Below are 20,686 nucleotides of genomic sequence, written 5' to 3'. Positions count from 1 at the left end.
TCATGAAACGGTCACCCACTACGGCATAAGTTATTTTTGCGTGGAAAGACTTGAACACAGGCTCTTTATGCGCTTTTATGGCATTCCATCAATTTTATAAATGACTTAGTGACAGAAGTAATCTATATGACCGGGCGGCTACGGACGTTCACAGCACCCGATTCCCGTGTATAGGTCGACTGTACTTTTTATGCTTTAGCGCTGAAGCGGCAGGTCTCGGCTCGCCCGTCAATCTTACAAAGGGCGGCATAGTTGTCACCACTCTTAACCCGTTACAACACTTTTTGCGTAACGCAGTAGAATTATTTACTATTGCTGTACAACTGCTTTTTATAACTGCGCATCATGTCAGCTGATGCCACGCTTTTGCTCAGACTCAAACGGAGAACGGATGCATGGCACGTCAGATTGCCCCAGGTTACTGTGTTGTGGAGCGCCCCGGGAACCTTGATTTCCAGGCACGGGAGCTGTTCAGGGATATCCGTTCCCCTGCCGCCAGCCTGTTTATGAAACTCAATGCCGATACCCAGTGGCTGAAGCCGGGTCAGATATTGATAGTTGCCGATCCGGATACGACTGCACCGGTCACTACGCAGATGCTGCACAAGCTCAGGCTGGCAAAACAAAATACCAATAACGCCCTTATCGGCGTCAGTACAGAGGATGCCGGCTTTCTTCAAAAGCACTACGGCATGATTGCCGGACTGACCAGCGCTGGTGATAAAATTTTTGGCACGGCAGGGGACGTGGGCGAAAAATACTTTTCTGCCATTGAGCAGACCCTGAAGAAAATCGAAGTCAGCTATCAGAACCAGTTCCGTACACAGGGCACGCTTATCGGCCAACAGTTTTTTGTTGAGCGCAATCAGCTACTGAATCAACTAAAAGAGCTGGTCAACAAGCCGCTGGTCAAATCCCTTGCCCGCCATTCCGTGAAATTCAGACCTTACGAAGATATGCGCAGGGCGTTAAATCTCTCCAGTCGTTCTATTGTGCATGAATGGTCAACGGCAGGTGTGACTGGCATACCGGGTTATTCAACCTATGTCGGCAATGCCGCAAAAGCCGCACGCTTTCTCAAGTACGGAGGATATATCGGCATTGGGTTCGCTTTTGCCGGAACGACTAATGATGTTGCGGATGCCTGCACCAAAGGGCGTGAAGGTGAATGTGGGAATATAGCTTTTAAGGAATATGCTAAATTCGCAACCGGTACAGTTACTGGCATAGCTGGAGGTACTCTGGGTGCAGCTGCAGGTATGGGCGTTTGCGTTGCGGTAGGCATGGTAACCGCTGGTGCAGGTGGTGTTGCATGCGCCGCAGTGGGTTCATTAATCGGCGGAACTGCTGCCAGTTCTGCAAGCGATTACATTATGGATGCTTGGTCAAAATAGCATGAAAAATATTATTTATTACACCGGACTTGCATTTGCTATCGTTCCTTTCTTCATCATTGTTATACAGTTCATTTTTTTTTCTATCAATAACAGAAAATATAACACTTTGTTATCCATGTATCATGGTAACGAATTTGAACTCCCTCCCCTGTATAAATTTTACGCTTCAATGGGTTTCTTTGGGTCTTTTGGGATGGCTTACTTTTTTTCAAGGATTAAAAAAGGTAAAAAAATAATCTTTCAACCCAAAGAGCACCTTGATATTTCCAATTTTCTGAGACGTGTTGACGTAAACCTCACAAAGTGGATCGATACTTATTACTGCATGTCAATTGCAGTAATGATTTTATATATGATTTTTGTTGTAATGACCCTGATAAAAATGGTCGTTACGTAACGTTGAAAGCCCACAAGGTGGGCTATTCTTCCTTGATTAGATTAACTGTCTATCTCCAGCTCAACATCCAACAGCGACAGACAGCCCTCAATAAACCTTTCTGCCATCTGAAACTTTATCCTAATTATCCCCTCAGACAGCTTCAACTTGCGTCGCTCGCATGCATTGATGATCGGTGCAACCTATACCTACAGAGTTTTCAGGTAGCAGACCCTTAAACCCGGCATTAATGGCAAAACAGCCAACTCAGTCGTGGTAAAGATTGGATTGTTGTAGCTATATAGTCTGGTTGTTTTTTAATCGGTTTTGCAGTGGGGTTTTGCAGGGATTTCGAAGAAGAGCTAAAGCCAGTTGTCAACTATGGCGGGGAGAGCAAACCCCCCCCCCTAAACATACTTACATATGCTTAATCATTGCATCGCCAAACTCTGACGATTTCAACAGCTTAGCGCCGTCCATCAGACGCTCGAAGTCATAGGTCACGGTTTTAGCGGCGATTGCCCCTTCCATGCCTTTAACAATCAGGTCAGCCGCTTCGAACCAGCCCATATGACGCAGCATCATTTCTGCCGACAGGATCACAGAACCTGGGTTCACCTTATCCTGACCAGCATATTTAGGCGCAGTGCCATGAGTCGCTTCGAACAGTGCACATTCGTCACCGATGTTAGCCCCCGGTGCAATACCAATACCGCCAACCTGTGCAGCCAGCGCATCCGAAATGTAGTCACCATTCAGATTCATACAGGCAATTACATCATACTCAGCAGGACGCAGAAGAATCTGTTGCAGGAAAGCATCAGCAATGACGTCTTTGATCACGATTTTTTTACCGGTGTTCGGGTTCTTAATCGTCTGCCATGGACCACCATCGATCGGCTCACCGCCAAACTCTTCCTTCGCCAACTGGTAACCCCAGTCTTTGAAAGCGCCTTCGGTGAACTTCATGATATTGCCTTTGTGAACCAGGGTTACGGAATCACGGTCGTTGGTGATAGCGTATTCAATGGCTGCGCGAACCAGACGTTTAGTACCAGCTTCCGAGCAAGGCTTAACACCGATGCCGCACTGCTCCGGGAAACGAATCTTATTCACGCCCATTTCGTCACGCAGGAACTTGATCACTTTATCTGCTTCTGGCGTACCCGCTTTCCATTCGATACCCGCATAGATATCTTCGGCATTCTCACGGAAGATCACCATATCAGTATCTTCCGGGCGTTTTACCGGGCTTGGCGTGCCGGTGTAGTAACGAACAGGACGCAGGCAGACATACAGATCTAACTGCTGGCGCAGGGCAACATTCAGCGAACGAATACCGCCGCCTACCGGGGTGGTCAGCGGGCCCTTAATGGCAACGCGATATTCTTTGATCAGGTCGAGGGTTTCTTCTGGTAGCCATACGTCCTGGCCATAAAGCTCTACTGACTTCTCACCGGTGTAAATTTCCATCCAGGAAATTTTACGCTCACCGCTGTAAGCTTTCTGCACGGCGGCGTCAACAACTTTGATCATCACCGGAGACACGTCAACGCCAATACCATCACCTTCAATAAACGGGATAATTGGATTGTTAGGTACGTTGAGTTTTCCCTGATCCAGGGTGATTTTCTGACCTTCCGCCGGAACAACTACTTTGCTTTCCATTAACCTCTCCTTCGAGCGCTTTTTTTGTTAATGACTTGTAAGATGCGCGTCAATACTACTCGAATATTGCCTTCACGCCAATCATCTCGGGTTTGCGGTATAATGCGCCTATTGACCCAGAGTGCAAAGACTATGCGAAAAACTTCCTTTATCCATCATCATTCTAAGCGCATCCATCAGCGTTATGCCGCCAAGCCAGCGGATAAAGGCCCGCGTTGCGTGGTGCTCTTTAACAAACCCTTTGATGTGCTACCTCAATTCAGCGATGAAGCCGGTCGCCGCACGCTAAAAGATTTCATTCCACAGTCGGGTATTTATGCCGCAGGCAGGCTTGACCGTGACAGCGAAGGTCTGATGATATTAACCAATGACGGTGCGCTTCAGGCGCGGCTCACACAGCCGGGCAAACGCACCGGGAAAGTCTATTTTGTACAGGTTGAAGGCTGCCCGCAGGAAAACGACCTGCAACCACTGCGCGATGGGGTCAATCTGAAAGATGGCCCTACCCTACCAGCAGGGGTAGAAAAAGTGGCAGCCCCAGAGTGGTTGTGGGATCGTCAACCGCCTATTCGTGAACGCAAAGCTATTCCCACCAGCTGGCTAAAGATAACGCTTTACGAAGGACGTAACCGCCAGGTAAGACGTATGACCGCCCACATCGGTTTTCCGACCCTACGCTTAATCCGATTCTCAATGGGAAATTTACAACTACAGGCGCTGGCGCCCGGTGAGTGGCGTGATATCAGTAACGAGATCTAGCTTTTAAACAGCGCTATACCGCGCGTATTCACCGAAGAGAGGGAATGATGTTCAAACCGCATGTCACCGTTGCTACCGTCGTACAAGCTGAAGGGCAGTTTCTTGTGGTAGAAGAGCGCGTACGTGGGCGAACCACCTGGAATCAACCAGCGGGCCATTTGGAAGCAGATGAAACCCTTTTGCAGGCGGCGGTACGAGAATTATCGGAAGAAACGGGTATTGAAGCCGTTCCCCAGGCATTTTTGCGCCTGCATCAGTGGATAGCTCCAGACAATACGCCTTTTCTGCGATTCCTGTTCGCTCTTGATCTGCCAAAAGTGGTCGAAACATCTCCGCAGGATCGCGATATTGATCGCTGTTGGTGGCTCACTGCACAAGATATTATTGCGTCAAAAAAGCTACGCTCACCGCTGGTAGCAGAAAGCCTGCATATTTATCAGCACGGCGTGCGCTACCCGCTGGAAATTCTCAGCGCCTTTCAATGGCCGTTTAGCGAGAGTGCGCACGCCGCCGCCACATGGTAGAATGCGTGCGCAATTTTATCAGAGTCGCCTTTAACGACTCCTGGTACCCGGCATGTTTTAGCTGATTGCTTAAAAAATGACGGGTAAAAACTTTAAAGTCAGGAATATGATGTCTAATAGCCAGAAAAAAGTGATCGTCGGCATGTCCGGCGGCGTTGACTCCTCCGTTTCGGCCTGGTTGCTACAGCAACAGGGTTATCAGGTTGAAGGCCTGTTTATGAAAAACTGGGAGGAGGATGATGGTGAAGAGTATTGCACCGCAGCAGAAGATCTGGCCGATGCGCAGGCCGTATGCGACAAACTCGGCATCTATCTTCATACGGTCAATTTTGCCGCCGAATACTGGGATAATGTTTTCGAACTCTTCCTCGCTGAGTACAAAGCCGGCCGTACCCCAAACCCCGATATTCTTTGCAATAAAGAAATAAAGTTTAAAGCCTTCCTGGAGTTCGCGGCGGAAGATTTAGGGGCAGATTATATCGCCACCGGTCACTACGTGCGCCGACAGGATGTGGAGGGCAAAAGCCGCCTGCTGCGTGGTCTGGACGGTAATAAAGACCAGAGTTACTTTCTCTACACGCTCGGCCATGAACAAATCGCGCAAAGCCTGTTTCCGGTCGGTGAGCTTGCCAAACCCGAAGTACGCCGCATTGCCGAACAGCTGGATCTGGTAACCGCAAAGAAAAAAGACTCTACCGGCATCTGTTTTATCGGCGAACGCAAGTTCACCGAGTTCCTTTCACGCTATTTACCGGCACAGCCTGGGCCGATCCTCTCCGTAGACGGGGATAACGTGGGACAGCATCAGGGCCTGATGTACCACACTCTGGGCCAGCGTAAAGGCTTAGGTATTGGTGGAAGAAAAGAAGCTAACGACGATCCATGGTACGTGGTAGATAAAGACGTGGCCAGTAATGTGTTGATTGTCGCGCAGGGCCACGAGCACCCTCGCCTGATGTCGACAGGCCTGATCGCCCAGCAGCTGCACTGGGTTGACAGAAATGTGCTGACCGCCCCGTTGCGTTGCACGGTTAAAACCCGCTATCGCCAGGAAGATATCCCCTGCACAGTGACCCCTATTGATGCTGAACGCATTGAAGTGCGTTTTGATCATCCGGTGGCAGCCGTTACGCCGGGGCAGTCTGCCGTGTTTTACCTTGATGAAGTCTGTCTCGGTGGCGGAATTATTGAACAACGTCTGTCGTTAACTAACGCATAACTTAACGAGCCGGGAGTCGATCACCGTGGCGAAAAACTATTATGATATTACCCTGGCGCTGGCAGGTATCTGTCAATCAGCACACCTCGTTCAGCAGCTCGCTCACCAGGGGCAGTGCCCGCAAGATGTGCTGAAAACATCGTTAAGCAGCCTTCTGGATCTGAACCCGCCCTCAACCTTGGCGGTGTTTGGAAATCAGGAAAAGAATTTGCAGTTTGGTCTGGAAACGCTGATAGCGGTGTTGAATAGCAGCAGCCGTCAGGGGCTGAGCGCAGAGCTGACTCGCTACACCCTGAGTATTATGGTGCTGGAACGCAAGCTCAACGCCAGCAAAACCGCGCTGGACAATCTGTCCAGCCGCATTGAGCAACTGGATCGGCAGCTGGCGCATTATGAGCTGGCATCCGATACGCTGCTAAGTGCCATGGCCAGTATTTATGTTGAACTGATAAGCCCGTTAGGCCCTCGTATTCAGGTCACCGGCTCCCCGGCAATCCTGCAAAATACCCAAATACAAAACAAAGTACGTGCAACACTGCTGGCGGGTATCCGTGCGGCCGTGTTATGGCAGCAGGTTGGCGGTGGCCGTCTGCAGCTGATGCTTTCCCGAAACCGTTTAGTTAATGAAGCCAAGTCGATACTTGCGCGCCTTGACGGGACCCCAACCTGATTTTTTAATCTATCCTGGAGCAGCTACAATGGAATTATCCTCTCTGACCGCCATTTCACCTGTCGATGGCCGTTATGGCGACAAAGTTAGCCCACTGCGTGCTATTTTCAGCGAATTTGGCCTGCTGAAGTATCGCGTTGAGGTCGAAGTTCGCTGGTTACAAAAACTGGCGGCCTGCGCAGAGATCAAGGAAGTTCCGGCTTTTGACCTCGACGCAAACGCTTTCCTCGATACTATTGTCAGTACTTTCAGTGAAGAAGATGCCGCTCGTATCAAAACCATTGAACGCACGACGAATCACGATGTGAAAGCGGTGGAGTACTTTCTGAAAGAGAAAGTCGCATCGGTTCCTGCCCTGCACGCCGTTACTGAGTTTATTCACTTCGCCTGCACCTCTGAAGACATTAATAATTTGTCGCACGCGTTGATGCTCGAAGCCGCGCGCCGCGAAGTGATTGTGCCTTACTGGAAAAAGATCATTGCGGCGGTGAAAGATCTGGCGTTGCAGTATCGTGACATCCCGCTGCTTTCTCGCACTCATGGCCAGCCGGCGACCCCGTCTACGTTGGGCAAGGAAATGGCGAACGTGGCGTACCGCTTCGAACGTCAGTTACGTCAGCTGGAACGCATTGAGGTATTGGGTAAAATCAATGGTGCCGTGGGAAATTATAATGCTCATATCGCTGCCTACCCGGAAGTCGACTGGCACCAGCTCAGCGAAGAGTTCGTTACCTCACTGGGCGTGACCTGGAACCCATACACCACGCAGATTGAGCCACACGACTATATTGCCGAACTGTTTGACTGCATGGCGCGTTTTAACACCATCCTTATCGACTTCGATCGCGATATTTGGGGTTACATCGCACTAAACCATTTCAAACAAAAAACGATAGCGGGTGAAATAGGTTCTTCCACCATGCCCCACAAGGTGAATCCGATAGACTTCGAGAACTCTGAAGGCAACCTCGGACTGGCTAATGCGGTGATGCAACATCTGGCAAGCAAATTGCCCGTGTCCCGCTGGCAGCGTGACCTGACCGATTCAACCGTGTTACGTAACCTCGGGGTGGGTGTGGGTTACGCGCTGATAGCCTATCAGGCAACCCTGAAAGGCGTGTCAAAACTTGAGGTTAACCGTGCCCGTCTGCTGGACGAGCTGGACAATAACTGGGAAGTTTTAGCGGAGCCAATCCAGACGGTTATGCGCCGTTATGGCATCGAGAAGCCTTATGAAAAGCTGAAAGAGCTGACTCGTGGTAAGCGCGTTGATGCAGAGGGCATGAAAGCCTTTATCGACGGCCTGGCACTGCCAGAAGAAGAAAAAGTGCGCCTGAAGCAAATGACTCCCGCAAACTATCTTGGCCGCGCCATTCAGATGGTTGATGATATGCAGTAATGCCTCCTGACAGGGCTGGTGCAAGCCAGCCCATGTTAAGGTGCGGTTTATTTGCTTTCCGCTATACTTTTTCCAATCTGTGCTGCCGATATCTGGCAGTTCATCATTTTAAGGATTTAGCTATGCGTGTGTTAGTCGTGGAAGATAATCCACTGCTTCGTCATCATTTGGCGGTGCAGCTGCGTGAGATGGGCCATCAGGTCGATGCAGCTGAAGATGCTAAAGAAGCTGACTACTTCCTGAATGAACACAGCCCGGATATTACGCTCGTCGATCTGGGCTTACCTGATGAAGATGGTATGACCTTGATCCGCCGCTGGCGAACGCAGGAAGTGCGACAGCCTATTCTGGTGCTGACCGCTCGTGACGGCTGGCAGGCGAAAGTTGAAGCACTGGAGGCGGGTGCCGACGACTACGTAACCAAGCCATTTCACATTGAGGAAGTGGTCGCCCGTCTGCAAGCGTTAATGCGCCGTAACTCCGGCCTGGCCTCACAAATTATTACGCTTCAACCTTTCCAGATAGATCTGTCGCGCCGGGAAGTGACTATTCATGAACGCCAGATAAAGTTAACAGCTTTCGAATACACCATTATTGAAACGCTGATTCGCAATGCCGGAAAAGTAGTGAGTAAGGATTCATTGATGCTGCAACTTTATCCCGATGCTGAACTGCGTGAAAGCCATACCATTGATGTGTTGATGGGACGCCTGCGCAAAAAGATTCAGGCTGAATACGCGCAGGAAGTGATTACTACGGTGCGCGGTCTGGGCTACCGCTTCGACCTCTAAATATATGCTTAATTTCAGCCTGCTGAGTAAAAAACCGTTCTCTTTACGCATTCGTTTTCTTCTTGCCACCGCAGCTGTTGTCCTGACCATGTCACTCTCTTACGGCATGGTTGCGGTGGTCGGTTATGTGGTGAGCTTCGATAAAAATACCTATCGCGTGCTGCGCAGTGAAAGCAATCTTTTTTTCACGCTGGCTAAATGGCAGGATGATAAGCTCACTATCGTTCAACCTGAACGCATGACGCTTAACTTTCCCGCTCTGGTATTTATTTATGACGATCACGGCAAACTGCTGTGGCAGCAGCGAGATGTACCGGATATCCGCTCGAAAATTCAGCGTGAATGGCTAAACAAATCAGATTTCTACGAGATTGATACCAACAATCATACCAGTCGCGAAGTGTTGGGCGATGATCAGGGCGCACAGCAAAAAATGACCGACTACGACGATGACGGTAATGATACATTCACTCATTCTGTCGCGGTCAATCGCTATGATGCAACGCTTACCTTGCCAAAACTTACCATCGTGGTCGTCGACTCCATACCGCAGGAGTTGCAACATTCCGACGTGGTCTGGTCATGGTTTAGCTATGTACTGCTGGCTAATCTGCTGCTGATCATTCCACTCTTATGGCTTGCTGCGCACTGGAGCCTGCGCCCGATCGGTGCGCTGGCCGCGCAGGTACGTGAGCTTGAAGGCGGCAATCGTGAGACGCTCGATCCGTCAACGCCGCAAGAACTGAAAGGGCTGGTACGTAATTTAAACCTGTTGCTGGACAATGAACGCCAACGCTACACCCGCTACCGAACCACCCTAAGCGATTTAGCACACAGCCTGAAAACACCGCTGGCGGTGTTACAGAGCACGCTACGTTCGCTGCGCGGCGGGCGTACCCTCTCCATACAACAGGCTGAACCGATAATGCTGGAGCAGATCAGCCGTATTTCCCAGCAGATCGGATATTATTTGCATCGCGCCAGCATGCAGGCAGATCACCATGCGTTAAAACGCGACATGCACTCAGTTCCGGCCCTGCTCGACAGCCTGACCTCGGCGCTAAACAAGGTGTACCAGCGTAAGGGCGTGGTATTAACCCTTGATATTTCACCGGAGGTCATTTTTGTCGGTGAGCAGAACGATTTTATGGAGGTTATGGGCAATGTGCTGGATAACGCCTGTAAATATTGCCTGGAGTTTGTCGAAGTCAGCGTGCAACAGACAGAAAATTCGTTACGCATCTATGTTGACGATGATGGGCCGGGTATCCCGGAAAACAAGCGCGATCTGATATTTATACGTGGTCAGCGTGCTGATACGATGCGCCCGGGTCAAGGTCTCGGTCTGTCGCTGGCGCGTGATATTCTCGAACAATATGCAGGGGATATAAGCGCCAGTACCAGCACACTTGGCGGCGCACGCATGGAAGTTATTTTTCAGCGCCAGTAGCCTCCCAGCTCGAGATCTTCGCTTGATTTGTCCTGAAAATTCGACCTGCTGTTTTAAAAATGCAACGCATTTTTAAAACAGCACCGTTGCTCTCACCGAAGCCCCCCAGATCAGGGCTTGCTAATGCGGCAGCGGCACTCGTGCAACGCATACTCATCCTGAAGTATGACCGCGACAGTACCCAGCAGCAGCTCGACACTGTTATAATCGATCCACTTTGGCGTTTCAGGAAACCATCATGGATTATCAGCTTGATCTCAACTGGCCCGACTTTATTCAGCGCTACTGGCAGAAACGCCCGGTAGTGCTTAAACGCGGCTTTAAAAACTTCATCGACCCCATTTCCCCTGACGAACTGGCTGGACTGGCCATGGAAAACGAAGTGGATAGCCGTCTGGTTAGCCATCAAGGCGGAAAGTGGCAGGTTGGGCACGGGCCGTTTGAGAGCTATGACCATCTTGGTGAAAATAACTGGTCGCTGCTGGTGCAGGCGGTAAATCACTGGCATGAGCCTTCAGCCGCGCTAATGCAGCCATTCCGAGCCATCCCGGACTGGCGTGTTGACGATCTGATGGTGTCCTTCTCGGTCCCTGGCGGCGGCGTAGGCCCACACTTCGACCAGTATGACGTATTTATCGTCCAGGGAACGGGTCGTCGTCGCTGGCGCGTAGGTGAAAAAATGGAGATGAAACAGCACTGCCCACATCCAGATTTGTTACAGGTCGAACCTTTCGATGCCATCATTGACGAAGAAATGGAGCCTGGGGACATTCTCTATATTCCGCCTGGCTTCCCCCATGAAGGCTATTCGCTGGAAAACGCCATTAACTACTCGGTTGGTTTCCGAGCGCCTAGCGGACGTGAGTTAATCAGCGGCTTCGCCGATTATGTGCTGGCACGCGAACTGGGTAGCCATCGTTTTAGCGATCCGGATGTTCAAATGCGTGAAAACAATGCTGAGATACTTCCCACTGAACTGAATGGTATTCGCACGATGATGTTGGAGGTAATGAATCAGCCCCAGCATTTCAATCAGTGGTTTGGCGAGTTTATTTCGCAATCACGCCATGAGCTGGATGTTGCACCGCCGGAACCCCCGTATCAACCGGATGAAATTTACGATGCGTTGCAGCAGGGCAGCGAACTGTCGCGTCTGGGTGGTTTGCGAGTCGTCTCTATTGGCGAGGCGATATTCATCAATGGTGAACAGCTGGAATCGCCACATCGCTCCGCCCTGACCGTACTGGCTAACCAACTGACACTGGGCCACGAACAGCTGGGTGAAGCACTTGATGACCCCGCGTTTCTTGCACAGCTGGCAGCGCTGGTAAACAGTGGCTACTGGTATTTTTCTGACGAAGAATAAACGTGATCATCGCGAACGATCGTTACTCATGGTCGTTCGCGCCGAGAGCATCATACACCCGCCCCTTTTGTCGCAAACCGCTCTAAGGCTGATAACGCTTTTCCGATCATTTCCGGCGAGATAAATACGCTATCAGCGGCGTGGATAATGAATAATATCGTGAAAGCAGAGTAAATTTTTGCCCGGATTACGATAGCTGTGTGGCCTGTCCGCATAAAAGCGCAACGCCTCCCCCTCTTTAAGCCGCTGCCAGTCTCCATCGACTGCAATTTCCAGCTCCCCGGTAATCACAATTGCGTGTTCAATCACCCCCGGCTCATGCGCACTGGACCGACTAAATGCTCCCGGTGACATCTCAATAACCAGTACTTCGCAGCCTGTTTCTGCATCAAAAGGGAATAACGGTACGACCTGCATGGCCTTGTTCTCCTGATGAAATACCTGCAAATAACGGTGACAGCGCGGCGCGCAAGGATCGCCATTATCAGCTGCGATAAAAGACGTAAATGGCACGTTAAAGCCGCTGGCGATCTTCCAGAGTGTGGCAACCGTTGGGCTGGACTCCGCGCGTTCAATTTGCCCAAGCATTGCCTTACTCACACCGGTTATTTGCGCGGCATGAGCCAGGCTCCAGCCGCGCGCCGCGCGCTGCGCCCTCAGGGTTTTAGCCAAATGCTCTTGCAGACTATTCACGTCGATTTCTCCAATATGCCTGCGACGAGTATAACCACTTGTGCGCTATAACGCACAATGCTACGTTGTGCGTTATAGCGTCCAGGTTATCACCCGAGGAACCGTTTATGCGTTCACCCCAACCTCTTTACCCCCCGACCTTACCGGCTGTTGTCGCGGGGCTGGTTGCCGTGCTTGTTAGCTACACCAGCTCAGCGGCGATTATCTTTCAGGCAGCAGCGGCGGCAGGAGCCAGCGCAGCGCAGACCGGAGGCTGGATAACGATTCTCGGGCTGGCAATGGGTGCCACCACGCTGGGGCTATCGCTGTGGTATCGCGCCCCGGTACTCACCGCCTGGTCAACACCGGGAGCGGCTCTACTGGTCACCGGTCTACCGGGCACCCCACTTAATGAAGCCATTGCCGTGTTTGTCTTCGCCTCCGCCCTGATCCTAATTTGTGGCATCACCGGACTTTTCGCCCGCATGATGAACGCTATCCCGCAGTCCATTACCAGCGCAATGCTGGCCGGTATTCTGCTGCACTTCGGCATTAATGCCTTCACGGCTCTGCAAATTAATCTTGCCCTTAGCGGCATCATGTGTCTGGTTTGGATACTGGCACGCCGCTGGTCATCGCGTTATGCTATCGTCTATAGCCTGCTGGCCGGGTTGGTGGTGGCTGTTTTGCAGGGCAATGTCAATGTGGTCCACACGCCAAGCATGGTAATCCCGGAGTTTATTGCCCCACACTTCAGCTTGTCTTCCTTGTTGGGAATTGGCATCCCGTTCTTCGTCGTGACAATGACCTCTCAAAACGCCCCTGGAATAGCCGCTCTGAGGGCGCACGGCTATTCACTGCCTGTGTCACCACTTATTGCCTGGACCGGCCTGACCGCCCTGCTGCTCGCCCCGTTCGGCGGATTTAGCGTCTGTATTGCCGCCATCACCGCTGCTATCTGTATGGGAGAAGATGTGCACAAAGATCCCCAACGCCGCTATTGGGCAACAGCCACAGCCGGGGTCTTTTATCTGCTGGCGGGAATATTTGGTGGGGCAATTGTCGGGCTGTTTGATGCACTGCCGCTGGCATTAATTCATACCATCGCTGGTCTGGCATTGCTCGGCACTATTTCCGGGAGCCTGCTGCGATCGCTGAGCGATGAACAGCAGCGCGATGCAGCGGCGATCGCTTTTCTGATCACCGCCTCTGGCATCACCCTGCTGGGAATAGGTTCAGCATTCTGGGGATTAATCGGGGGAGTTATCGCCCACCTGATCCTTACGCTGCGCAAACGCTGACAAGGGTTCGCTGTCATTCAGCGTAATCGGTCGGGCGATCATTTTCAGCACGTTATGCACCCATTCAGGCACCACTTGACTCGCCAAACCGTACTGTTTCTGCTCGAATTCGCTGCCAACCTGGCTGGGTTCCAAATTAAGCTCTACGGTATGAGCACCCTGCAAACGAGCCTCATGCACAAAGCCTGCTGCGGGATAGACATGACCAGATGTGCCGATGGCCACGAAATAATCCGCTGCGGCAATCGCCGTATAAATCTCGTCCATCTGTAATGGCATTTCGCCAAACCACACGATATGTGGACGAAGTGCCGACGGGAACTGGCAGCAGTGACAGCGTTCGTCGGGTTTGACGTCTTCGTTCCAATGCAGAATTTGACCACTATGGGCACAACGTACCTTGAGCAATTCCCCGTGCATATGGATAACGTTACGGTTACCTGCTCGCTCGTGAAGATTATCGATATTCTGCGTCACCAGCAGAAAACGGTCACCCAGCGCCGCCTCAAGTTCTGCCAGCGCCATATGTGCGGCGTTCGGCTGAACCTCTGATTGTTGTAGCTGACGGCGGCGCTGATTATAGAACTCCTGCACCTGCTGCGGGTTGCGGGCAAAGCCTTCCGGCGTCGCCACATCTTCTACCCGGTGGTCTTCCCACAGTCCATCTTCAGCGCGAAACGTCTTGATACCCGACTCGGCGGAAATACCCGCTCCGGTCAGTACGACAATACGCGGTAGCGGATAACGGGCAATCTCAATATTACGGTCACGTTCAAAAATGCGCTGACGAAAACGCTGATGTACCTGGCGTCGGGTCTTTTTGTAGCGTGCCAGTCTTAAACGGCGGCGTGGTGTGCGCATGATTAAATCCTCTAAAACTTTAGGTGCAGGAATGCGGCACCGCGCATTCCTCCTGCATCTCCATGACGCGCCTTGGCAAAGCGCGGTGGCCGGGCAACCGGTAACAGATGAGCGCTCACTCGCTCTGCCAGGCCGTCATACAACGCATCAAAATTGGACAAACCGCCGCCCAGCACCACCAGGTGCGGGTCCAGCAGCGTCAGAATATTCCCCAGACAGACGGCTAGCAGCTCACAATAGCGTTCAGTGTGTGCAAGCGCGTCAGCATCTCCCTCATAATAGCGACTGATGATCTCCGGCGCACTGTGTGTCTGCTGATAAAAATGGTGCCACAACCAGGAAAATCCGCTCCCTGAAAGATAGCCCTCAATGCAGCCATACTGACCACAACCACAGGGCAGCAGCGGAATATCACGGCCGAGTACACGCAATGCGTCTACCGGCAGGCGCATGTGACCTAGTTCACCGACCACATGATTACGCCCGGTAACCGGTTTACCATCAACAATCAGCCCTCCCCCCACGCCCGTGCCGAGAATCATCCCCAGTACCACCGGATAGTGCAGAAATTCGTCATCCCAGGCTTCGGAGAGGGCAAAACAGTTGGCGTCATTATCAATGCGCACTTCCCGGCCCAGCCGAACGCTGAGATCGGCCTGTAGCGTGCGTCCCCTTACCGCCGGAATATTGGCGGTAAAAAGCGTACCGTCATCCGCTATCGGCAGCCCCGGCACGCCAATGCCCACGCTGCCCCGCATGCCGCAAAAGTCATCAGCCTGCTGCGTCAGCGTGTCGATCGCCGCCAGCAACTGCGCATAGTCATCCTTAGGCGTGGCAACGCGACGTTGCCAAATAAGCTGGCGCTGTGCGTTATACACACCCAAAGCGATCTTACTGCCACCCATATCAAAACCGTAATACATACAGCCCCCTGACCTTACTGGCCGCTAAGCACCCGGGCCGGATCGATGCGGCTGGCACGACGAGCCGGATACCAGCTTGCTAACAGGCTGAGCAGCAGTGACGTTAGCAATACGATAGCGACATCACTCCAGTGCAGTTCCGAGGGAAGAAAATCGATAAAATAGATATCACCTGAAAGGAAATGGTAACCCGTTACCGCTTCAATCGCATGAATGACAGCCGTCAAATTGAGGGCAGCCAGCACTCCGACCACCACGCCGCTCACACTACCCACCAGCCCGGCAAGTAGCCCGTACCAGACAAAAATAGCGCGGATCAGGCCATCTTTAGCGCCCAACGTGCGCAGCACCGCAATATCACTGCTCTTATCTTTTACCGCCATCACCAGCGTGGAGACGATATTAAAACAGGCGACACCGATCACCAGCACCATCGCCAGATACATAATGGCGCGGATCATCTGGATATCGCGGTACATGTAACCGTAAGTACCTATCCAGCTTCGGATATAGACGTATGAATGGGTCACCTCGCCCGCCTGACGTACCAGGGCCGCAGCGTTAAACGGATCGCTCGCCTTGATGGCAATACCCGTTACGTTTTGCCCCATGCCCAACAGCTGTTGGGCATCATCCAGCGGTATCAGCGCCAGACTGTGATCGAGCATGCCGCTGAGTTTAAGCACCCCGGCCACCTGTAGACGCACGCGCTTAGGCTGCAACAGTTTGTGTCCGGCATCGCTGTTAGGGATCATTACGGTCAGCCAGTCCCCCTGTTTGAGCTTCAGGCTGTCAGCCACCCCCTGCCCCAGAAGGATCTGTTGTTTGCCCGGCGCGAAACTTTGCCAGGCATTTCCCTGCACATAGGATGGCAGCGCGCTAAGGCGGCCTTCCAGCTGTGGATCAACGCCTTTCACCTGAACGGCCTGTAGCTTACTGCCGCTTTCAATCAGTCCGGTAAAATTGATATAGGGTGCCGCTGCCGCCACGCCCGGAACCTGGGCGATCTTCGGCAGCAGCGCCTGCCAACCGGTAAACGGCTGATTGACCGGTTCGATTTCACCGTGAGGAACCACCGCCAGAATGCGATGGTTGAGTTCACGCTCAAAGCCGTTCATTGCGCTAAGGCCGATGATAAGCACGGCGACGCCCAACGCGATCCCCACGGTGGAGATCACTGATATCAGCGACACCATGCCACCGCGCCTGCGGCCACGGCTGAAGCGCAGGCCAAGCAATAGTGAAAGAGAACCCGCCATTAGAAACGACCTGCCTGGCTCATTTGTTCACTTAGTTGGCCGTCACGCATCTCCATCTGACGACGCAGACGTTTAGCCAGATGCAGATCGTGAGTGACAACCAGAAAGGCCGTACCCTGCTTCTGATTCAGTTCATTTAACAGATCGAATATGGCATCAGCATTACGGGCATCAAGATTCCCGGTTGGTTCATCGGCCAATACCAGGCGCGGATTATTGACCAGCGCGCGGGCTATTGCCACGCGCTGGCGCTCTCCCCCGGAGAGTTCGGACGGGCGATGCGCCGCGCGGTGTTCAAGACCGACCGCTTTCAGCATTAGCGCCGCGCGCTCCTGCGCCTGCGCCTTAACCGTTTTGGCGATCAGCAGCGGCATAGCCACATTTTCCAATGCGCTGAAGTCGGGCAGCAGATGATGGAACTGGTAGATAAAGCCCAGCTCACGGTTGCGCAATGCGGCTTTCGCCGCAGAGGACATGGCATTCAGTGATTCGCCATCAAACAGGACATCTCCTGAAGTTGGCGTATCCAACCCGCCCAGCAAATGCATCAGGGTACTTTTACCCGAGCCGGAACTGCCGACGATTGCCGTCATCTCGCCCGGCTGTACGTTGAAAGTCACATTGCGCAGAACGTCAGTCTGCACGCTGCCTTCCTGATAGCGCTTACACAGGTTGTCGCACTGCAACAGGATATTGTTACTCATAACGTAAAGCCTCAGCGGGTTGAACGGCGGCCGCGCGCCAGGATGGATAAAGTGTCGAAAGCAGTGCCACTACAATGGCAGTAGCGGTAATAGTGGCGACCTGGGTCAAGGAGATCTCAACCGGCAATGCCCCCCCATCAAGGAAAGCGCCTAACACCGGCATTAAATTATCGAGCTGGCTGGCAAGCAGCATACCCAGCAGAGCGCCAAGCAGCGAACCCACAATACCCGCCGTCGCACCTTGTACCATAAATAGCGCGACGATTTGCAGACGCGTCAGGCCCTGAGTTTGCAAAATGGCCACTTCCCCCTGCTTCTCCATAATGAGCAGGCCGAGAGAAGTCACAATATTGAAGGCAGCCACAGCAACAATCAGGCTGAGCAGCAGCCCCATCATATTTTTTTCCATTTTAACCGCCTGGAAAAGCTCGCCTTTGCGCTCACGCCAGTCTTTCCACACCAGAGATTTTGGCAATATCTGTTGGCTGGTGCTGTCAACCTGTAACGGTTTATCCAGCCACAGACGCCAGCCGGTAATATTGCCCGACGGGTAGCGCAGCAGACGTGAGGCATCCTGCTGATTTACGAGGACCTGATAACCGTCAACGTCGCTGTTAGCAGAGAAAGTCCCGATCACGGTAAACAGACGCTGGCTGGGAATGCGCCCCATTGGCGTAAACTGGCTGGCGGAAGGCACCATCAGGCGCACCTGTTCCCCCGTCTTCAGCCCGAGCTGGCCAGCCAGCTGTTCGCCAACAATCACATTATACTGCCCTGACCGCAGCTGCTGCTGCTTCACGTTCACTAAATAAGGCGTAAGCGGATCGGCTTCATCAGGGTTGATCCCCAACATCACGCCGACACCTACGCTGCCGGCGCTCTGCATCACCACTTCACCGGTAGACAATGGCGTAATGTGACTCACGCCGGACAAATGCAGGCTACTGGCAGGCGTCTGCCGGGGGTCAATGGATCCCGACTCGCTGGTGATCAAAGCCTGTGGCATCAGGCCCAGCGTATTTTTCTCCAGCTGGTGTTCCATGCCGTTCATGACCGACAATACGGTTACCAGCGCCATAACGCCCAGCGTAATACCGATGGCCGAAAGCCAGGAGACAAACCGCCCGAAGCGGTCTGAGCCATGCCCACGCATATAGCGCAGGCCAATAAATAAGGCGACAGGTTGGTACATGGCTTCCGTCTTTTGTAATGGCAGTAAACAGTTGCAGGAATGATAAAGGTTAGCACCGCGTTATGGAACCACTAAGCCCCTGACTATGAACATTGTTTCACCAGCGGCTAAAAAATTTCCTGTGAAACTGTAAAAATCCTCCCTGTTGCGCTCATACGACATGCAGCCCAAGCTCATACCGTGTTAAAACTGCCCCGGTATGGCAAACTGGCGATAAACGCACTCTATAAAAAACCGCCTGCCACAATAAGGTTAATCTGGAAATATCACAAACAAGCGGATAACGGGTTCTTTTATTCGCTCGCCATGATTTTTTGCGCTATATGTTGCTGCACATCAAGGTCCTGACTGCATAACGGATGAGAACCCAGTCACCTGATGGCTCTTAGTGAGGGCAACACGTAAACGGCGCCTCTTGTCATTAAGCAAAAAGTCTATAAATTGCTTGCAGCCGGGCACCATGTGTCCTTTAAGGGTTTAATTTTCTTCCGTTTTACTGATATCGTTCTTTGGCCAGGCACGCAACCAGCTTTAGACCCGACCGTCACGTGAGCGACTTGTTTTCACCGTCATGAGCCTGAAAGATGCCAAAGAACACTTATAACCTGAGTCGGGCCATCATTTTATTCACTCTTGCCATGCTGCTGTCGACGGTCGGCCTTGAGTCACGGGATATTGCCTCGCTGTCGCTATTCTGGCCCTGTAATGCCGTGTTGCTGGGGCTACTGATCCGATTTACCTCTCTGGACACACTTGGCAACCTGCTGGTGCTCTTTTTCGGCATGTTATGTGCAGACCTCCGCTATGGCACCGACTTGATAATCGCGCTGGGACTCAACGCCGCCAATATCGTTTTTATTGCCACCGCGCGCTGGGTACTGCTCACCAGGCACTTCAACCGCACTCGTCCACGTCGTCTGCAAGCTCTGTTGCACCTATTTCCCGCATCGCTGTGCGGGGCGACAGCCTGTGCGCTGGTTGGCGCTTTTGTCAGCCGGCGTTATTTCAATGATGAGCTGTTACAGGCCTGGTCCTCGTGGTTTTCAGAACAGATGTCGACCTCAATTTTGCTGCTGCCACTGGTCATCAGCCTGCCGCGCCGTGACCAACTCCCCCAGCTCGCCGCAGCGCTTCGCGACAGCAGCCTTCTTCCTCTTTTGTCATTGCTGGTGACTATCGCCAGCGCGATCTGGCTTGGAGGGGGCGGTAGCCTGCTATTTCCCCTGCCGGCATTACTGTGGTGCGCCATCAGCTATCCGCTGTTTATCACCTGCATCCTGACGATGTTAACCGGTATCAGCGAAATTATTTTGGTCGCGGGCAACGAGCTCAGTATTCAGGGTAAAGATTACCTGTTTCGCATCGACAGCCTGTCATCTGCGCGCCTCGGCGTGGCTGCCATGCTAATCAGCCCACTCATTGTCAGCCTGAGTACCATCTCAAATAAAAAGCTGGTGGCACGCATTACCCGACGTGCTGATTACGACTTTTTAACCGGCGCACTGACCCGTAGCGGTCTTTCAGCAAAACTGGATTCACTGGTCAAGGGACGCAACAGGCAACCGTTTTTTTTCGGCGCGGCGCTGGTGATCGATATTGACCGTTTTAAAGATATCAATGACACATGGGGCCATGCGGCAGGAGACTATGTTTTGGCTAAAACCGCAGAGTGTTTACGTGAGGGATTACCGCAGTCGGCATTGATTTGCCGTATGGGCGGAGAGGAGTTCCTGATTTTAATCGAAGGGATTGCACAACCGCGCTCGTTACTTCTGGCTAATAGATTGCGTCAAAATATTGAAAATAATAAAGTTTTATTTAATGGAGCTGATTTAAGTGTAACGGTCAGCATTGGCATTAGCTCACTGAACATCAGTAACGTGAATAGCCTCGACGAGTCGATTATGCGCGCCGATGAACAGCTTTACATTGCCAAAAGCAGCGGCCGTAATCAGGTGAGACCAGAATTTGTCTTGTAACGATAGCAACCTGTGCGCGTGCCGATGGCTCCCGACATAATTTACGCCCATAGACCTATTACGCCTGGATGTTACGCATATCACTGACCAGCTGAATAGGTAATGCGTGCATAAATTCACACGCATTACCTGACAGCGGATAACCAGATCGGAATGTATAGAATCATAAGCAATAA

19 protein-coding genes are annotated in these 20,686 nt (G+C 52.2%); 11 read left to right on the top strand and 8 right to left on the bottom strand.

Annotated elements, in window-relative coordinates; all coding sequences use genetic code 11:
• Positions 1-395: 395 nt before the first annotated feature.
• The gene (locus EPIR_RS07920) at positions 396-1,394 is read left to right on the top strand and encodes a hypothetical protein (protein ID WP_023654821.1); all 999 of its coding nucleotides are present in this window, start codon (positions 396-398) and stop codon (positions 1,392-1,394) included.
• Positions 1,395-1,835: 441 nt separating this feature from the next.
• On the opposite strand, the gene EPIR_RS19045 is transcribed toward EPIR_RS07920, so the two are convergent.
• Positions 1,836-1,901, bottom strand: a complete 66-nt coding sequence (locus EPIR_RS19045; protein ID WP_240987355.1) for a hypothetical protein — start codon at positions 1,899-1,901, stop codon at positions 1,836-1,838.
• Between the two features lie 289 nt (positions 1,902-2,190).
• Positions 2,191-3,441, bottom strand: a complete 1,251-nt coding sequence (gene icd, locus EPIR_RS07910) for an NADP-dependent isocitrate dehydrogenase (RefSeq protein WP_023654818.1) — start codon at positions 3,439-3,441, stop codon at positions 2,191-2,193.
• Between the two features lie 102 nt (positions 3,442-3,543).
• Here icd and rluE point away from each other — a divergent pair, with 102 nt between their 5' ends.
• From rluE to EPIR_RS07870, 8 genes are all read left to right on the top strand, one after another.
• Complete coding sequence (gene rluE / locus EPIR_RS07905; protein ID WP_023654817.1) at positions 3,544-4,200, top strand: 23S rRNA pseudouridine(2457) synthase RluE; 657 nt, start codon at positions 3,544-3,546, stop codon at positions 4,198-4,200.
• Positions 4,201-4,247: 47 nt separating this feature from the next.
• Positions 4,248-4,724 (top strand): NUDIX domain-containing protein, encoded by a 477-nt coding sequence (locus EPIR_RS07900; RefSeq protein ID WP_023654816.1) that lies wholly within the window; start codon positions 4,248-4,250, stop codon positions 4,722-4,724.
• A gap of 106 nt (positions 4,725-4,830) precedes the next feature.
• Entirely contained in the window at positions 4,831-5,943 is a 1,113-nt protein-coding gene (gene mnmA / locus EPIR_RS07895; RefSeq protein ID WP_157037508.1) for a tRNA 2-thiouridine(34) synthase MnmA, read from the top strand.
• A gap of 25 nt (positions 5,944-5,968) precedes the next feature.
• Positions 5,969-6,613 (top strand): high frequency lysogenization protein HflD, encoded by a 645-nt coding sequence (hflD, locus tag EPIR_RS07890; protein WP_023654814.1) that lies wholly within the window; start codon positions 5,969-5,971, stop codon positions 6,611-6,613.
• Positions 6,614-6,641: 28 nt separating this feature from the next.
• Entirely contained in the window at positions 6,642-8,012 is a 1,371-nt protein-coding gene (purB, locus tag EPIR_RS07885; protein WP_023654813.1) for an adenylosuccinate lyase, read from the top strand.
• 122 nt (positions 8,013-8,134) lie between these two features.
• Positions 8,135-8,803 (top strand): two-component system response regulator PhoP, encoded by a 669-nt coding sequence (gene phoP, locus EPIR_RS07880; protein WP_023654812.1) that lies wholly within the window; start codon positions 8,135-8,137, stop codon positions 8,801-8,803.
• A 4-nt stretch (positions 8,804-8,807) separates the two neighbouring features.
• Positions 8,808-10,253, top strand: a complete 1,446-nt coding sequence (gene phoQ, locus EPIR_RS07875) for a two-component system sensor histidine kinase PhoQ (protein ID WP_023654811.1) — start codon at positions 8,808-8,810, stop codon at positions 10,251-10,253.
• A 238-nt stretch (positions 10,254-10,491) separates the two neighbouring features.
• Entirely contained in the window at positions 10,492-11,619 is a 1,128-nt protein-coding gene (locus EPIR_RS07870) for a ribosomal protein uL16 3-hydroxylase (RefSeq protein WP_023654810.1), read from the top strand.
• Positions 11,620-11,751: 132 nt separating this feature from the next.
• Here the strand turns inward: EPIR_RS07870 and EPIR_RS07865 are convergent, their stop codons facing one another.
• Positions 11,752-12,312, bottom strand: coding sequence for a helix-turn-helix domain-containing protein (locus EPIR_RS07865; protein WP_023654809.1), 561 nt, complete (start codon positions 12,310-12,312; stop codon positions 11,752-11,754).
• A 107-nt stretch (positions 12,313-12,419) separates the two neighbouring features.
• On the opposite strand from EPIR_RS07865, the gene EPIR_RS07860 reads away from it, so the two are divergent.
• On the top strand, positions 12,420-13,592 hold the full coding sequence (locus tag EPIR_RS07860; RefSeq protein ID WP_023654808.1) for a benzoate/H(+) symporter BenE family transporter: 1,173 nt from the start codon (positions 12,420-12,422) through the stop codon (positions 13,590-13,592).
• Here EPIR_RS07860 and cobB read toward each other — a convergent pair.
• The 5 genes from cobB to lolC are packed head-to-tail and all read right to left on the bottom strand — an operon-like array spanning position 13,542 to position 18,531.
• Entirely contained in the window at positions 13,542-14,453 is a 912-nt protein-coding gene (cobB, locus tag EPIR_RS07855) for a Sir2 family NAD+-dependent deacetylase (RefSeq protein ID WP_023654807.1), read from the bottom strand. The genes EPIR_RS07860 and cobB overlap by 51 nt on opposite strands.
• 11 nt (positions 14,454-14,464) lie before the next feature.
• On the bottom strand, positions 14,465-15,376 hold the full coding sequence (gene nagK / locus EPIR_RS07850; RefSeq protein ID WP_023654806.1) for an N-acetylglucosamine kinase: 912 nt from the start codon (positions 15,374-15,376) through the stop codon (positions 14,465-14,467).
• A 14-nt stretch (positions 15,377-15,390) separates the two neighbouring features.
• Positions 15,391-16,635, bottom strand: a complete 1,245-nt coding sequence (gene lolE / locus EPIR_RS07845; RefSeq protein ID WP_023654805.1) for a lipoprotein-releasing ABC transporter permease subunit LolE — start codon at positions 16,633-16,635, stop codon at positions 15,391-15,393.
• The gene (lolD, locus tag EPIR_RS07840) at positions 16,635-17,339 is read right to left on the bottom strand and encodes a lipoprotein-releasing ABC transporter ATP-binding protein LolD (protein ID WP_023654804.1); all 705 of its coding nucleotides are present in this window, start codon (positions 17,337-17,339) and stop codon (positions 16,635-16,637) included. The genes lolE and lolD overlap by 1 nt, the downstream gene beginning before the upstream one ends.
• Complete coding sequence (gene lolC, locus EPIR_RS07835) at positions 17,332-18,531, bottom strand: lipoprotein-releasing ABC transporter permease subunit LolC (RefSeq protein WP_023654803.1); 1,200 nt, start codon at positions 18,529-18,531, stop codon at positions 17,332-17,334. Before lolC ends, lolD begins: the two co-directional genes overlap by 8 nt.
• Before the next feature lie 584 nt (positions 18,532-19,115).
• Between lolC and EPIR_RS07830 the strand changes: the two genes are divergently transcribed.
• Positions 19,116-20,510: a GGDEF domain-containing protein gene (locus EPIR_RS07830; protein ID WP_023654802.1), complete on the top strand. Its 1,395-nt coding sequence runs from the start codon at positions 19,116-19,118 to the stop codon at positions 20,508-20,510.
• Positions 20,511-20,686 lie beyond the last annotated feature (176 nt).

Source organism: Erwinia piriflorinigrans CFBP 5888, assembly GCF_001050515.1.
In the GTDB taxonomy this organism is placed as follows: domain Bacteria; phylum Pseudomonadota; class Gammaproteobacteria; order Enterobacterales; family Enterobacteriaceae; genus Erwinia; species Erwinia piriflorinigrans.
The sequence above is the reverse complement of the archived record's forward strand: the minus strand, read 5'-3'. Positions and strand labels throughout refer to the sequence as shown.

Excerpts from the sequence above, each read along its gene's own strand:
- EPIR_RS07830 (WP_023654802.1), top strand. The coding sequence starts at position 19,116 with ATGCCAAAGAACACTTATAACCTGAGTCGGGCCATCATTTTATTCACT.
- EPIR_RS07870 (WP_023654810.1), top strand. The coding sequence starts at position 10,492 with ATGGATTATCAGCTTGATCTCAACTGGCCCGACTTTATTCAGCGCTAC.
- lolC (WP_023654803.1), bottom strand. The coding sequence starts at position 18,531 with ATGTACCAACCTGTCGCCTTATTTATTGGCCTGCGCTATATGCGTGGG.
- lolE (WP_023654805.1), bottom strand. The coding sequence starts at position 16,635 with ATGGCGGGTTCTCTTTCACTATTGCTTGGCCTGCGCTTCAGCCGTGGC.
- EPIR_RS07920 (WP_023654821.1), top strand. The coding sequence starts at position 396 with ATGGCACGTCAGATTGCCCCAGGTTACTGTGTTGTGGAGCGCCCCGGG.
- purB (WP_023654813.1), top strand. The coding sequence starts at position 6,642 with ATGGAATTATCCTCTCTGACCGCCATTTCACCTGTCGATGGCCGTTAT.
- lolD (WP_023654804.1), bottom strand. The coding sequence starts at position 17,339 with ATGAGTAACAATATCCTGTTGCAGTGCGACAACCTGTGTAAGCGCTAT.
- EPIR_RS07900 (WP_023654816.1), top strand. The coding sequence starts at position 4,248 with ATGTTCAAACCGCATGTCACCGTTGCTACCGTCGTACAAGCTGAAGGG.
- phoP (WP_023654812.1), top strand. The coding sequence starts at position 8,135 with ATGCGTGTGTTAGTCGTGGAAGATAATCCACTGCTTCGTCATCATTTG.
- EPIR_RS07860 (WP_023654808.1), top strand. The coding sequence starts at position 12,420 with ATGCGTTCACCCCAACCTCTTTACCCCCCGACCTTACCGGCTGTTGTC.
- nagK (WP_023654806.1), bottom strand. The coding sequence starts at position 15,376 with ATGTATTACGGTTTTGATATGGGTGGCAGTAAGATCGCTTTGGGTGTG.
- phoQ (WP_023654811.1), top strand. The coding sequence starts at position 8,808 with ATGCTTAATTTCAGCCTGCTGAGTAAAAAACCGTTCTCTTTACGCATT.
- icd (WP_023654818.1), bottom strand. The coding sequence starts at position 3,441 with ATGGAAAGCAAAGTAGTTGTTCCGGCGGAAGGTCAGAAAATCACCCTG.
- rluE (WP_023654817.1), top strand. The coding sequence starts at position 3,544 with ATGCGCCTATTGACCCAGAGTGCAAAGACTATGCGAAAAACTTCCTTT.
- cobB (WP_023654807.1), bottom strand. The coding sequence starts at position 14,453 with ATGCGCACACCACGCCGCCGTTTAAGACTGGCACGCTACAAAAAGACC.
- mnmA (WP_157037508.1), top strand. The coding sequence starts at position 4,831 with ATGATGTCTAATAGCCAGAAAAAAGTGATCGTCGGCATGTCCGGCGGC.